This is a genomic window from Streptomyces incanus (assembly GCF_042656345.1).
Taxonomy (GTDB): Bacteria; Actinomycetota; Actinomycetes; order Streptomycetales; family Streptomycetaceae; genus Streptomyces; species Streptomyces incanus.
The window spans coordinates 65,593-78,767 of sequence record NZ_JBHSPC010000012.1; the positions used below are offsets into that span (position 1 = coordinate 65,593).

10 protein-coding genes are annotated in these 13,175 nt (G+C 70.9%); 4 read left to right on the forward strand and 6 right to left on the reverse strand.

Translation table 11 applies throughout. The features are described from left to right. The first annotated feature begins 176 nt into the window (after positions 1 to 176). The 4 genes from ACFP2V_RS03820 to ACFP2V_RS03835 all read left to right on the forward strand — a co-directional run bounded on the left by ACFP2V_RS03820 (position 177) and on the right by ACFP2V_RS03835 (position 3,621). A complete protein-coding gene (locus ACFP2V_RS03820; protein WP_381205322.1) occupies positions 177 to 812 on the forward strand; it encodes a hypothetical protein in 636 nt (211 codons plus the stop codon). Beyond that, positions 757 to 1,944: an ImmA/IrrE family metallo-endopeptidase gene (locus tag ACFP2V_RS03825; protein WP_381205325.1), complete on the forward strand. Its 1,188-nt coding sequence runs from the start codon at positions 757 to 759 to the stop codon at positions 1,942 to 1,944. The genes ACFP2V_RS03820 and ACFP2V_RS03825 overlap by 56 nt, the downstream gene beginning before the upstream one ends. A gap of 90 nt (positions 1,945 to 2,034) precedes the next feature. Beyond that, on the forward strand, positions 2,035 to 2,523 hold the full coding sequence (locus ACFP2V_RS03830; protein WP_381205328.1) for a hypothetical protein: 489 nt from the start codon (positions 2,035 to 2,037) through the stop codon (positions 2,521 to 2,523). 33 nt (positions 2,524 to 2,556) lie between these two features. Next, positions 2,557 to 3,621 carry a serine/threonine-protein kinase gene (locus ACFP2V_RS03835; RefSeq protein WP_381205331.1) on the forward strand — a complete coding sequence of 355 codons (1,065 nt, stop codon included), beginning with the start codon at positions 2,557 to 2,559 and terminating at the stop codon, positions 3,619 to 3,621. Here the strand turns inward: ACFP2V_RS03835 and ACFP2V_RS03840 are convergent. The 6 genes from ACFP2V_RS03840 to leuS all read right to left on the reverse strand — a co-directional run bounded on the left by ACFP2V_RS03840 (position 3,570) and on the right by leuS (position 12,923). Further along, positions 3,570 to 3,980, reverse strand: coding sequence for a hypothetical protein (locus tag ACFP2V_RS03840; RefSeq protein WP_381205334.1), 411 nt, complete (start codon positions 3,978 to 3,980; stop codon positions 3,570 to 3,572). The two genes, ACFP2V_RS03835 and ACFP2V_RS03840, sit on opposite strands and share 52 nt — an antisense overlap. 827 nt (positions 3,981 to 4,807) lie before the next feature. Continuing rightward, positions 4,808 to 6,817, reverse strand: a complete 2,010-nt coding sequence (locus ACFP2V_RS03845) for a ComEC/Rec2 family competence protein (RefSeq protein WP_381205338.1) — start codon at positions 6,815 to 6,817, stop codon at positions 4,808 to 4,810. Next, complete coding sequence (locus tag ACFP2V_RS03850) at positions 6,814 to 8,016, reverse strand: ComEA family DNA-binding protein (RefSeq protein WP_381205341.1); 1,203 nt, start codon at positions 8,014 to 8,016, stop codon at positions 6,814 to 6,816. The genes ACFP2V_RS03845 and ACFP2V_RS03850 overlap by 4 nt, the downstream gene beginning before the upstream one ends. Positions 8,017 to 8,135: 119 nt before the next feature. Next, positions 8,136 to 8,981 carry a DegV family protein gene (locus tag ACFP2V_RS03855; protein WP_381205344.1) on the reverse strand — a complete coding sequence of 282 codons (846 nt, stop codon included), beginning with the start codon at positions 8,979 to 8,981 and terminating at the stop codon, positions 8,136 to 8,138. Positions 8,982 to 9,067: 86 nt separating this feature from the next. Further along, entirely contained in the window at positions 9,068 to 9,805 is a 738-nt protein-coding gene (locus ACFP2V_RS03860; RefSeq protein WP_381205347.1) for a hypothetical protein, read from the reverse strand. A 229-nt stretch (positions 9,806 to 10,034) separates the two neighbouring features. Then, a complete protein-coding gene (leuS, locus tag ACFP2V_RS03865) occupies positions 10,035 to 12,923 on the reverse strand; it encodes a leucine--tRNA ligase (RefSeq protein ID WP_381205350.1) in 2,889 nt (962 codons plus the stop codon). Between the last annotated feature and the right edge of the window lie 252 nt (positions 12,924 to 13,175).

A 13,175-nucleotide genomic window follows, 5' to 3' on the forward strand; every position in this document is an offset into this window, starting at 1 on the left:
GGACCCGTCACTGGTCGACACACATGCGAGCAGTCCGCGCGCGTTGAGCCGCTGCCGACTGGCGCGCCGAGCAAAGATGACATATTCGAACTGACATGCGATGATGACCAAGGTTTCAAAAACGGCACCTCGGTTGAGGTATGGTTTTTGAAACTCACGGTTGTCTGGAGGGGGCTTTGCAGAACCTGGATCCGGAACAGTGCAGGCAGCGGCTCGCGCAGCTCGATTTCTCGACGGACTTGTTCCACGAGGCGCTCGACCTGGCGATTGCAGATGTCCGTACCTGTACCGACTTTGACGCGCCGGCGATGCGCGGCTTCATGTTCTGGAGCCGCACGAACCGGTATCTCGCCGAGGCCCTCGATCCCGAAGGGTGGGGGCGCACGGCCCGGGACAGCATCCTCCGGATGATCCACCCCAGCATCAGCCACGCGGTCACCGCGATCAGCGCCGAGGGCGGCGTGGGCGACCTCGCAGCGCGCGTACGGTCGAAGAACCCGAAGGGTCCGGCGATGGCACGTCTGGTGGAGAGGAACGGCCAGTTCGCCTTCATGACCCACGACGAGGTGCTCTACGGCCGGGAGCTCGATCAGATCCCGACGTGGTGCCTGCTGTACAAGTGGGACAAGGGAGTGATCAGCGCGGAGTTGTCCCTGCCGATCAAGATGAACGGGAAGTTCGTCGACGAGTGGCAGGAACGCATCCCGCTGTTCCTTCCGGATCTCGGTGACCCGGGCGCGGACATCGGGCTGCTGGATGACCCGGGCGACGGCGACGGACCGGAGGTCGTGGTGGAGCTGCTGGGGGGCTGACCAGGTTGACGTGAGACTGAGAGTGGGAGCTGAGGGAAACGTGTTCACCCCTGAACGGTTGGTCCTGGCGCGCAGGCGACGGCGTATGACGCTGGCGGAGCTGGCCCGGACCTCGGGGTATTCGGCGCAGAGCATCACCGCGTTCGAGAACCACCGCAAGGTCCCCTCACCGGAGACGCTGTCCGCGCTCGCGGCGGCCCTTCACTACCCGCTCTCCTTCTTCGCCGCGCCCCGGCCGGCGGACCTGCAACTGGACTCCGTGAGTTTCAGAGCGCCGTCGAAGATGACGGCGACGGAACGCGACAGCGCTCTGAGCTCGGGAGCCATCGCCGTGGCTCTGAATGTCTGGCTGGAGGGCCTGTTCAAGCTGCCCCGGCCCGACTTGCCCACCTACCCGCACCTGGAGCCCGAGGCAGCAGCTGAACAGGTGCGGGCCGCCTGGGGTCTGGGCGAGGCCCCGGTGCCGAACACCGTGCATCTGTTGGAGGCACGCGGGGTACGGGTGTTCTCTCTGCCGTCGGACTGCCTGGACATCGACGCGTTCTCCACCATCAACGCGGGTACCCCGTACGTCTTTTTGAACACCCGCAAGACCGGTGAGCGAGGCCGGTTCGACGCCGCCCACGAGCTGGGGCACCTGGTGCTGCACTGCGAGCACCGCATCCCCCACGGACGGGACTCGGAGGGTGAGGCGAACGACTTCGCCTCCGCCTTCCTGATGCCGCGCGCGGGTATCCTCGCGCAGCGGCTTCACAACGCCTCCCTTGAGCGGATACTGAGCGCCAAACGCCGGTGGGGCGTCTCCGCGATGGCCCTGACCTACCGCCTGCGCAAGCTCGAGCTGTTGTCCGAGTGGCGCTACAGCCAGACCATGAAGGAGCTGGCCCGCCGCGGCTACCGCAGGGCGGAGCCCGACTCCTCGCTGGTCCGCGAGAGCAGCCAGCTGCTGGCCAAGGTGTTCGAGGTGCTGCGTGATCCGCTGAAGAAGTCTCCGTCAGATGTGGCGGCGGAGCTGAACATCTTTGTCGAGGAACTCAATGAGTATGTGTTCGGCCTGGTCCCGGTCGCAGTGGAGGGGGGCGGGCAGCAGTCCGCGCCCGTTCGCCCTCAACTGCGGCTCGTCAAGGGCTAGGTGGCGCGGTTGACCACCGCAGTCTGCCCCGTTCGCGGCCGTGTTTTCCTGGTGCGCCGCACGCCTGTCTCCTCTCGAAAGACATGACTTGTGAAGGTTCTCGGTGTTGCCGTCTCCTCCGGCGTCCTGCACTTTGGGGCGCTCGAGGCCCCGCAGGGCGCCGTTGCTCCTGCTGTGATGGTCGGCGCTCCGGCGCGCCTGGTTCCCGCCGCCGGTCTGGCGGGGGCCGAGCGGCTGGCCGACACGTTCGACAGGATCACCCAGGACCTGCGTATCCTCGCTCCCGACGCCGTGGTCCTGGTGGGGACCCGCAAGCACGGCAACTGGACATACAAGGAGGCGACGGAGCGCATCTCCTTGATTTCGGCGCTGATGCTCTCGTGTGCTCAGCAGAACGTGGCCTACGAGGAGTTGAAGACCGAACGGATCGGCAAGCTCGTCGGCCTCCCCCCTGCTTCCCTGGGCACCTTCAGTCACGAGACAATCGGGCTGACACAACGGCCGCCATACTGGACCGCGGGGCGAGGAGTCGCTTTCGCCGCTGCCCTGGCCTATGTCACCGACGGGTCCGAGAACTGACGCGCCGCAATGCGTTGACGAAGGAGACCGCGCGTGAAGCAGCGCGAGAGACGACTCATCCTCAACTACGAGTGCCTGCAGACCATGCCGACCGGTATGCGCGAGGTACGCGTGTGGTGGGACCCGGACCTCGCGAACTGGCTCGTCGGCAAGCGCGTCGACCTCTCGGAGGTCGAGAACGGCGCCGACCTGGTGGAGCCACAGGTGATGGAGATGATCGACCACCCCAATGTGGTGAAGGTCCGCTCGGTCGCCACCGTCGCCGGCTATCAAGCGCCGATGCGGGTCGTCGAGGTGCTCATGCCCTACTACGAGGAGGGCAGCGTCACCGACGCCCTCGAAGCCGGCAAGTGCTTCACTCCCAGCCAGGCACTGCGCATCATCCGGGCCGCTCTGCAAGGGCTGGCGGAGATGCATGAACGCCACGGCATCCTGCACCGCGACGTGAAGAGCCCGAACCTCTTCCTCACCGGTGACGCCCAGACGGTCAAGCTCGGCGACCTTGGCCTGGCCGGCAAGATGGACGGCGACGGCAGGACCCCGGGCGTGAACGCGCCGCAGCTGTATTCCCCGCCCGAACTGCTCGCCAACGACGGCCTGACACGGGCCTCTGACCTGTACTCCCTGGGTGTGGTGCTCCTGGAGCTTCTGCGCGGCAAGTTCGACTACGACTCGTACTCGAGAACGGACACTGTCGACGCCCTGACCAAGGGAGAGTCACCGCTGCGCAAGGAAGACCTCGTCCTGCCCGTCTGGGTGTGCCGGTCGCTGCGCAAAGTCGTCCAGAAGGCCATGGACCCCGAGCCAGCCCGCCGCTTCCAGAAGGCCCGTGAGATGAGCGACCAGCTCGCCAAGATCAAGATCGCGGACTGGCGGGAGACCGGCACCGACACCTGGGAAGCGCCGTTTCTCCGCGACGCCCGCATGCGCATCCGTGTCACCGCGAAGCCCGCCCGAGGCGGCGGTCTCACCCTCATCACGCACAAACGCAAGACACTGTCATGGCGCCGTACGGAAACCGACGTGACGGTGACCGACCTGCGTGATCAGCAGGCACTGGCCGTCTTCGAGAAGGCCAACAGCCTGGCCGTCAGCTGATCCACAGCCAGGTCGACCACGCGGTCCTGCTCAGGCGTCAGTGCGCTGCAGATCGCCGTGCAGCGCAGGTCCTCCGCCACCTCGTACCGGGCTGCGGCTCCCACGCCCACCGGGACCAGCGCGCCTTCCTGCGCCAATGCCCACACTTCGGCCCGGACCCGGCGCGCGTCCACGCCGCGGCTGCCGACGAGCGGCACCAGGACGTCCAGCCAGCCGTCGTCCTCCGCCCGCTCCGCGGTATACGCCCACAACTGCTCGACAAGTACCTCAGCCGCCCAGGCATGCCGGGGCAGCGTGCGTCCGGGGAGCCGGGAGACGCACAGCGCCAGCAGGGCACCTTGCGGCGAAATCCCTTCCATATCGGCTCCTCCTCCCACGCGCCGCCGCTGACAATCCACCTGGCCCTACTTTGCAGCGTGCCGTACGGGGTCCGGCCCCGCAAGGCTCCCACACAACGGATGGAACAAAGATTCGATTACCGTCCAGGTGCCCACCCGACAAGGCCGACTCGCCCCAGAACCGGCCTGTCGGTTCTGCCGGACGCCTGCGCCGCACCCCTGAATCAGCTCTGCGGCGGCGGATCGCGCGCCGAAGCAGCCCGTTGCATCGCATCCCGCCCGGTGCTGTCCAGCCAGCCACGCTCCGCGTCAGGACCTGACTGGAGCATCCGTCACCGCTGCACGCCATCGCGCACGCGCAGCACCGGGCAAGCGGCGCGTGCCGACGGGAGTGAGGTTCGGGCCAGCTCAAACAGCCCGACGACCCCGGGCCGTAGCGGCCGAGCCAGCCGCGCACCCGCATCGCCGACGTACCGCACCACGCGACACAGGGGCGTCGCCGGGCTGGCCCCACAATTTCAACCGAGCTGCCGCATGGAGGCACGTGGCACCGGCCCTGGCACCGCAGAGTTATCCACAGGCCCCGTCCAGGGCTGACCACGGATCCATACGGTACGCGACCGGTCAAGGGCTTGTTGAGGCCGACAAGGCGGCGCGCGAGTGCGGCGTGGACAACCAGGACCTGCTTCAGGCACTCGACCGGCTTACAACGATCGGCTTCCTGCAATGGTGGCGGTCTTGCCCCGACACCGGTGACGTGCAGTGGAGTTGCGCCTCACGGACCTGAACGGCACGACACGACAGAACTCTCGTACTGCCCACAGCAGATCAGGAGTGAATCACACATCTCATGAGACAGATTTGAACACCAGAAAGAAGAAGTGGGTCAGCACGACCAGCGGAACGCGGGTGATGCCGAGGGAGCGCAGGCAGCGGTCCACCAGTGCCGGGTCCGGGCCGGCGTCCACGACCACCCCGGTGTCCTCGCCCGCGGCCAGCACCATCGCGTCGCCCTGGCCCACGTCGCACATCACCAGCCGCCAGCCCGGCGGCGGCCAGCCCGTGATCACCCGGGTCAGCTGCGGCGGCCGCACCACCAGGAGTACCAGGAGCAGCGCGCAGATCGCGCACCACCAGGGGTGCCCCAGCAGCCTCCGGCCGGCCAGCAGCACGACCGGGGTGAGCGCCCCGAGCAGTGCCGCCCCGGCCCAGCTGCCCGGCCAGTCGACTCCGGCGCCGGGCAGCGCGGCCCCGGTCCGGGCGATCTGCGCGATCCACTCCACGGGCCAACTCGCGCACCAGGCGAGCGCCTTCGCCAGCGGTATCGCCGGCAGGGCGGTGGCCAGCGCCAGGAAGCCCAGCACGGTGGCCGGTGCGAGCGCGAACTCCGCGAGGAGATTGCACGGCACCGCCACCAGGCTCACCCGCGCCGACAGGACGACGACCACCGGCGCGCACACCGCCTGCGCTGCCCCCGCGGCGGCCAGCGCCTCCGCGAGCCGTGGCGGCACTCCGCGCCGTCGCAGGCCGACGCTCCAGCGCGGGGCGAGCGTGAGCAGGGCGCCGGTGGCCAGCACGGAGAGCAGGAAGCCGTAGGTGCGGGCCAGCCACGGGTCGTAGAGCACCAGCAGCAGGACGGCCGTCGCCAGCGCCGGGATCAGCGATCTGCGGCGGCCGGTGGCGAGCGCGAGCAGCGCGACGGATCCGCAGGCCGCGGCCCGCAGCACACTCGGATCCGGCCGGCACACGACGACGAACCCGAGCGAGATCACCCCGCCGAGCAGCGCGGTCGTCCGCAGGGGGATGCCGAGGCGCGCGGCGAGACCACGGCGCTCGGCGTACTGGGCCAGGCCCGGCGGGCCGAGGAGCAGGGCGAGGAGGAGGGTGAAGTTGGCGCCGGAGACGGCCAGCGTGTGGGTGAGGTCGGTCCCTCTGAACGCCTCTTCGAGTTCCGGGGTGACGCGTGCGGTGTCGCCGACGACCAGCCCCGGCAGCAGGGCCCGCGCGTCCGTCGACAGCCCGTCGGTCGCCGCCCGCAGTCCGGCCCGCAGCCGCCCCGCCAGCCGCTGCGGCCCCGACGGCTCCCCCACCGTCTCCGGTCCGTCCCGGCCCTTGACCCGCAGCACGGCCGCGAACCGGTCACCGCCCGCCCTCGCGGGCGCGAGCCGGGCCTCGATCCGCAGCCGGGTGGACGGCAGCAGTCCGAGCCACGGTGAGCGTTCCTCGGTCGGGCGTGCTCGTCCGTCCGGCGCACCGCCCCGGGCCGGACGGGCGTCGACCATCATCAGCACCGGGGCCCGGGTCGCCACCGCAGCTCCCCTCCCTGCCCGCCCTGCCCGTTCCACCCGCCGCACGTCGGCCTCGATGAGCACCGTCGTCCGGGCCGGCCGGCTGCCGCCGGTCCTGGGCCGGGTCAGGCGGGGGTCGGAGGTGATCTCGACCTCGGCCGTCACGGCGGCGTACTCCCGCGCCAGTTCCGGCACCGGGCCGCGCCGCAGATCCGCGCCGTGCAGACCCGCCGAACAGGCGGCAGCGGCGACGCAGAGCAGCACCAAGGCTCCGGAGAGACGCGCACGTCCCGTTCCTGCACGGCGGTTTCGCAGGGCCAGGAGAACGGCGGCCGATGCCAAGGACGCGATCACGGTGCCCAGCACCCGGGCGGGTGGGGCGTGCAGCATCACCGCCGCCGTGGCCCAGGCCGCCAGCGCGGGTGGGACGAGCCGCAGGTCGGCCGGCCCCTCCTGCCGCGGGTGGGCGGCCCCGAGCCGCTTCCCCGAGGAGGCGTGCACGGACAGCCGGGTGGCCGGTCCCTCGGCGGTGGGTTCCGTGAGGGCGGGCGCCGCCGTCCGGCTCCTCATGGCCGTACGAGATTCCGCAGGTCAGCGAAGCGGCGGTCGCCGATGCCGTTCACTTCCCGCAGTTCGTCCACCGAGCGGAAACCGCCGTTCCGGGTGCGGTACTCGATGATGTGCCGGGCCAGCACGGGGCCGACGCCCGGGAGGGTCTCGAGCTGGTCCGAGGTGGCGGTGTTGAGGGACACCGGTGCTGTGGGCCCGGCTCCCGCCGCCGTGCCGGCCGGACCGTCCGCCACGGGCCCCGGGCCTGCCGCCGGTGCCGGGCCGCCGACGATCACCTGCTCGCCGTCCACGAGGAAGCGGGCCCGGTTGAGGCCGTCGGTCTTGGTTCCGGGGCGTACTCCGCCCGCCGCCCGCAACGCGTCCGCGACCCGTGAGCCGGCCGGGAGACGGTGGACGCCCGGGTCACGCACCTTGCCGCCGACGTCGACCACGATCTCGGGCAGCGCCGTACCCGCGTCCGTGCCCGCCATACCCGTGCCGGTGGCCTCGGTGGTCCCCGCGAAGCCCGTCGGCGGGCTTTCCGTTCCGCTCCCGTCGTGGGGCATGGCCGCCCCGACCACCTCCGGTGCCCGCACGGGCTGCGTCCGCCCTGCCCAGAAGTGCTGCACGGCGAACCCCACCGCCACCACCAGTACCACCGACAGCGCGACCACGCTCCGCCGTTCCAGCCCGCACCGCGTCCGCACCCACAACGGCAGCCGTTCCCTCAACGCGAGCCCCATCCGGCCGGTCGGCCGCCGCTCCCCCGGCACCACCGGGTCCGAGGCGACCGGCTCGGGACCTTCCTCCCACGTCCACGCAGTCCCGGCGTCCACAGCGCCCCCGGCCGCGACCGTACCCCTCGGGGGTGGCGTCACCGGCTCGTCCACGCCACCCACGGCCCAGCTCGGCACACCCCGGGCACGCCCGGCACCTCCGGCGCCCCGGCCGCCACGCCCGCCCGGTTCCCCGAACAGCACCTCCGTCCGGCGCCGGAGCTCCTCCGCCGCGACATCGCGGTCCCGTCCGCCCCGGGGCCGATACTCCTGCCGGGCCCGCCCACCGGACCTCAGTCCGGTCCCCATGGCGACCCCGGCCCCGGTTTCGGCCCCGGCCCCGGCAGTGGTCGGCCGGCGGTGTCGGGCGCGGCCGTCGGACGCGGGTGCGCGCCCCGGCCCACTGGTCGCCGTCGCTGAACGTGAACGTGATCGAAGTGCCATGCCAGGAGGATCGGGCACACCACCGCATGCGCGATGATCTTGCTTGATTCCCGTGGATTACCGCCCGGTTGTGGACAACTCCATCACCCGCACGGACCAGGCCCGGACCCGCCGCGGCCTCACCGGGCCGAGACCACAACCCCCAGCAGGCCGGGCCCCGTGTGCGCCCCGATCACCGCGCCGACCTCGCTGACGTGCAGCTCGGTCAGGCCGGGCACCCGCGCCTTCAGCCGGTCCGCGAGAGCCGAAGCACGCTCCGGGGCGGCGAGATGATGGACGGCGATGTCGACGTCGGCGGCGCCTGCCCGCTCGGCCGCGATCTCCTCCAGGCGGGCGATGGCCCTCGACGCCGTGCGCACCTTCTCCAAGGGTTCGATACGGCCGTCGGTCAACTGGAGCAGCGGCTTCACGGCGAGCGCCGACCCCAGCAGGGCCTGCGCGGCCCCGATACGGCCGCCCCGGCGCAGATAGTCCAGGGTGTCGACGTAGAAGTAGGCGGCGGTGCCGACCGCCCGTTTCTCCGCGGCCGTGACGGCCTCGTCCACACCGCCCCCCGCCTCCGCGGCCTCCGCCGCCGCCAGGGCGCAGAATCCGAGCGCCATGGCGATCATGCCGGTGTCCACCACCCGTACCGGCACCGGCGCCTCGCGGGCCGCGACGACCGCCGCGTCGTAGGTGCCGGAGAGTTCGGCGGAGAGGTGGAGGGAGACGATGCCCGTGGCACCGGCCTCGGCGGCCCTGCGATAGGTCTCGGCGAAGACCTCGGGGCCGGGCCGGGACGTCGTCACCGGCCGCCGCTTCTGAAGCGCCTGGGCGAGGGAGCGGGTGGAGATCTCGGTGCCCTCCTTCAGCGCGCGGTCGCCGAGGACCACGGTCAGAGGGACCGCCGTGATGCCGTGCCGCTCCATCGTCCGGGCCGGAAGGTAGGCCGTTGAATCGGTGACGATAGCGACATGGCGGGACATGAGCTGGAGGTTACCTGGCGTACCGCCCCCTGGGCAGCCCGGCCCCGCGGGCCGGAGGGGGCCGTGTCCGGATCAGTGCGCCCGGATCAAGTGGTGCTCTCCGGGCGGGGCTTCTTCTGCCACGGGTAGGTGGGACGCGGCGCGGCCGGTGCGACCGCGGGCCGTGCCGGCTCGGACGCGGGTTCCCGCGCGGCGTCGGACCGCGGGGTGTCCGGCCGGGTCCGGGCGGCCGCCGGGGCACCATGGGCGGACCCCGAGGCGGGTGCGGGCTGCTGGTCGCTGGTCGTCCAGTGCCGCAGGGCGCCGGTCTCGAGGTCGATCTGGGTGCTGAGCGAGTCGAGGTCGTCGTCCGCGAAGTGGCGGGCGCGGTCGCGGGCCGCCCAGCGCAGGGAGTCCGCCGACCGCGCGATGCGGTGGGTGCGCTCGCGTAGCTCGGGCAGCCGCTTGCCGAGGGTGCCGCGGTCCGGTTCGGACTCCAGGCGCCTCAGTTCGGCGTCCAGTTCGTGCCCGTGCGCGCTGAGCCGCTCGAAAAGGCCGAGGGACTCCTTGAGGGACTGGTCCTCCGGGGCTCCGGCCTCCAGCGCGTCCTGGGTGGCGCGCATGGACGTCCGCAGCTTGAGCCTGAGCTGGGCGACCTCACCGGCCGGGCCGGACTGGGCGAAGGACTTGACCTTCAGGGTGTGGTCCTCGACCGTGCGGCGGGCCTGGGTGAGGTGACGGTCCGCACTGCGCTTGGCGGCGCCGACGACCTTCACGGTGGCGTACACGCCCAGCGTGACGAAGAGCACGAAGAGCAGGGCCAACACTGCGATCACTGCTTCCACGAGACTCCTCCTCCGGGCCCTGGGGCCGCCCGTCACACGCACCACGCCGTTCTTCAAAGGTAAACGCAACGGGCAGGTCCCGAGTTCCAAAAGAACCCCGAACCTGCCCGTAGGGGACTACCCCGAGCCGCGGTCGCGCCCACAGCCCGCAGGCCGACGCCCCACAGCCCGCAGGCCGACACCCCCCAGACCGACAGCCCGGCAGCCGGCCGGCCCCAGTCCTACGCCGTCACGCCGGAACGATGTTCACCAGCTTGGGCGCCCGCACGATCACCTTGCGGATCCCGGCCCCGTCCAGCGCGGCGACGACCTTCTCGTCGGCCAGCGCGGCCTTCTCCAGCTCCTCCTCGGAGATGGCCGGCGAGACCTCCAGGCGGGCCTTCACCTTGCCCTTGATCTGCACCACACAGGTGACGGTCTCGTCGACGACGTACGCCGGGTCGGCGACCGGGAAGTCCTGGTGGACGACCGAGTCGGTGTGACCCAGCGTGCGCCACAGCTCCTCGGCGATGTGCGGGGCCAGCGGTGCCAGCAACAGCACCAGGGCCTCGGCGACCTGGCGCGGTACCGGGCCTCCCCGCTTGGTCAGGTGGTTGTTCAGCTCGGTGACCTTGGCGATGGCGGTGTTGAAGCGCATCCCCTCCAGGTCCTGGCGCACCCCGTCGATCGCCTTGTGCAGGGCGCGCAGGGTGTCCACGGCGACGTCGGTCTCCGCGCTGTCGACGACGGTCACCTCGCCGGTGTTCTCGTCGACGATGTTGCGCCACAGCCGCTGCAGCAGCCGGAACTGGCCGACCACCGCGCGGGTGTCCCACGGCCGTGACACGTCCAGCGGGCCCATCGCCATCTCGTACAGGCGCAGCGTGTCGGCCCCGTACTCGGCGCAGATCTCGTCCGGAGTGACCGCGTTCTTCAGGGACTTGCCCATCTTGCCCAGCAGCCGGGAGACCTTCTCGCCCTGGTAGTAGTAGGCGCCCTCGCGCTCCTCCACCTCGGCGGCCGGCACCGCGATGCCGCGGCTGTCACGGTAGACGTAGGCCTGGATCATGCCCTGGTTGAACAGCTTGTGGAACGGCTCCGCCGACGACACGTGCCCCAGGTCGTACAGCACCTTGGACCAGAAGCGCGCGTACAGCAGGTGCAGTACGGCGTGTTCGGCGCCGCCGACGTACAGGTCGACGCCGCCGTGCGGCATGCCCTCGCGCGGGCCCATCCAGTACTGCTCGATCTCCGGGTCGACCAGCTTCTCGCTGTTGTGCGGGTCCAGGTAGCGCAGCTCGTACCAGCAGGAGCCGGCCCAGTTGGGCATGGTGTTGGTCTCGCGCCGGTACGCGCGCGGGCCGCGGCCGTCGCCCAGGTCCAGGGTGACGTTGACCCAGTCCTCGTTGCGCGACAGCGGCGTCTCGGGCCGGGTGTCGGCGTCGTCCGGGTCGAAGGTGCGCGGGGAGTAGTCGTCGACCTCGGGCAGTTCCAGCGGCAGCATCGACTCGGGCAGGGCGTGGGCGGTGCCGTCCTCGTCGTAGACGATCGGGAAGGGCTCGCCCCAGTAGCGCTGCCGGCTGAACAGCCAGTCGCGCAGCCGGAAGTTGACGGTGCCCTCGCCGATGCCCCGGCGCTCCAGCCACGCGGTGATGCGCGCCTTGGCCTCGGCGACGGGCAGGCCGTCCAGACTCACCTCGTCGTTGGACGAGTTGGTGATCTTCGCCTCGTAGGAGGAGAAGGCGTCCTCCCAGGTGGAGGTGTCGGTGCCGCGGCCGTCGGTCGGCTCGACGATGCAGCGGATCGGCAGTTCGAAGGCGCGCGCGAACTCGAAGTCGCGCTGGTCGCCCGCGGGTACGGCCATGATCGCGCCGGTGCCGTAGCCCATCAGGACGTAGTCGGCGATGAAGACGGGCACCTGCTCGCCGTTGACCGGGTTGGTCGCGTAGGAGCCGATGAAGACGCCGGTCTTGTCCTTGGCCTCGGCCTGCCGCTCCACGTCGGACTTGGACACGGCCTGCGCGCGGTAGGCGGCGACGGCCTCGGCCGGGGTGGCGTGGCCCCCGGTCCAGGCGTCGTGGGTGCCCTCGGGCCAGGCGGCCGGGGTGAACTTCTCGACCAGCGGGTGCTCGGGCGCCAGCACCATGTAGGTCGCGCCGAACAGGGTGTCGGGGCGAGTGGTGAAGACGGTGATGTTCTCGCCGTCCACGGGGAAGTCGACGCGGGCGCCCTCGGAGCGGCCGATCCAGTTGCGCTGCTGCAGCTTGATGGCCTCGGGCCAGTCCAGGACGTCCAGGTCCGACAGCAGCCGGTCGGCGTAGGCGGTGATGCGCATGTTCCACTGGCGCAGCTTCGCCTTGAAGACCGGGAAGTTGCCGCGTTCGGAACGGCCGTCGGCGGTGACCTCCTCGTTGGCCAGTACGGTGCCCAGCCCGGGGCACCAGTTGACCGGCGCGTCGGAGGCGTAGGCCAGCCGGAAGCCGCCCAGGACGTCGGCGCGCTCGGCCTCGCTCAGCTCGCTCCACGCGCGCGTGTGGCCCGGTACGGGGCGCTCACCGGAATCGAACCGGGCGATCAGCTCGGTGATGGGGCGGGCCCGGCCGGCCTCGTCGTCGTACCAGGAGTTGAAGATCTGCAGGAAGATCCACTGGGTCCACTTGTAGTAGTCCGGGTCGATCGTGGCGAACGACCGGCGCCGGTCGTGGCCCAGGCCCAGCCGGCGCAGCTGGGCCTTCATGTTCTCGATGTTGGTCTCGGTGGACACGCGCGGGTGCGTACCGGTCTGTACCGCGTACTGCTCGGCGGGCAGGCCGAAGGCGTCGAAGCCCAGGGTGTGCAGGACGTTGTGGCCGGTCATGCGCTGGAACCGGGCGGAGACGTCGGTGGCGATGTAGCCCAGGGGGTGGCCGACGTGCAGTCCCGCACCCGACGGGTAGGGGAACATGTCCATGATGAACTTCTTGGGCCGGGCCACCGTCTCCGGGTCGCCCGCCAGGTCGCCGCTCGGATTGGGGGCGGCGTACGTACCCTGGGCGTCCCAGAAGTCCTGCCAGCGTGCCTCGATCTCGGCCGCCAGGGCGGCCGTGTAGCGGTGCGGCGCGGCCACTTCGGGGGTGGCCGCGGGGTTCGTCTCGCTCATGATCCTCAAAGCTCCATCGATCGTCTGCGCCCACGGCTGCTGCGACATTCGGAAATGAAAAATCCCCTCGCACAGGAGGGGACGCCGCGCCGATTCCGACCAACTGGTTCGACCATGGTCGGGACTGATCAGCGCGGCTCGCTAAGCAGAAGGCGTACGGCACGCATGACGCCAGGGTACCGCAGGCCCGGAGCGCGCCGCGACGCGCTTCACCCCGCCCACGGAACCACCCGGGACCCGTCACCGGGCCCC

Excerpts from the sequence above, each read along its gene's own strand:
- ACFP2V_RS03825 (WP_381205325.1), top strand. The coding sequence starts at position 757 with ATGACCCGGGCGACGGCGACGGACCGGAGGTCGTGGTGGAGCTGCTGG.
- ACFP2V_RS03840 (WP_381205334.1), bottom strand. The coding sequence starts at position 3,980 with ATGGAAGGGATTTCGCCGCAAGGTGCCCTGCTGGCGCTGTGCGTCTCC.
- ACFP2V_RS03845 (WP_381205338.1), bottom strand. The coding sequence starts at position 6,817 with ATGAGGAGCCGGACGGCGGCGCCCGCCCTCACGGAACCCACCGCCGAG.
- ACFP2V_RS03850 (WP_381205341.1), bottom strand. The coding sequence starts at position 8,016 with ATGGCACTTCGATCACGTTCACGTTCAGCGACGGCGACCAGTGGGCCG.
- ACFP2V_RS03855 (WP_381205344.1), bottom strand. The coding sequence starts at position 8,981 with ATGTCCCGCCATGTCGCTATCGTCACCGATTCAACGGCCTACCTTCCG.
- leuS (WP_381205350.1), bottom strand. The coding sequence starts at position 12,923 with ATGAGCGAGACGAACCCCGCGGCCACCCCCGAAGTGGCCGCGCCGCAC.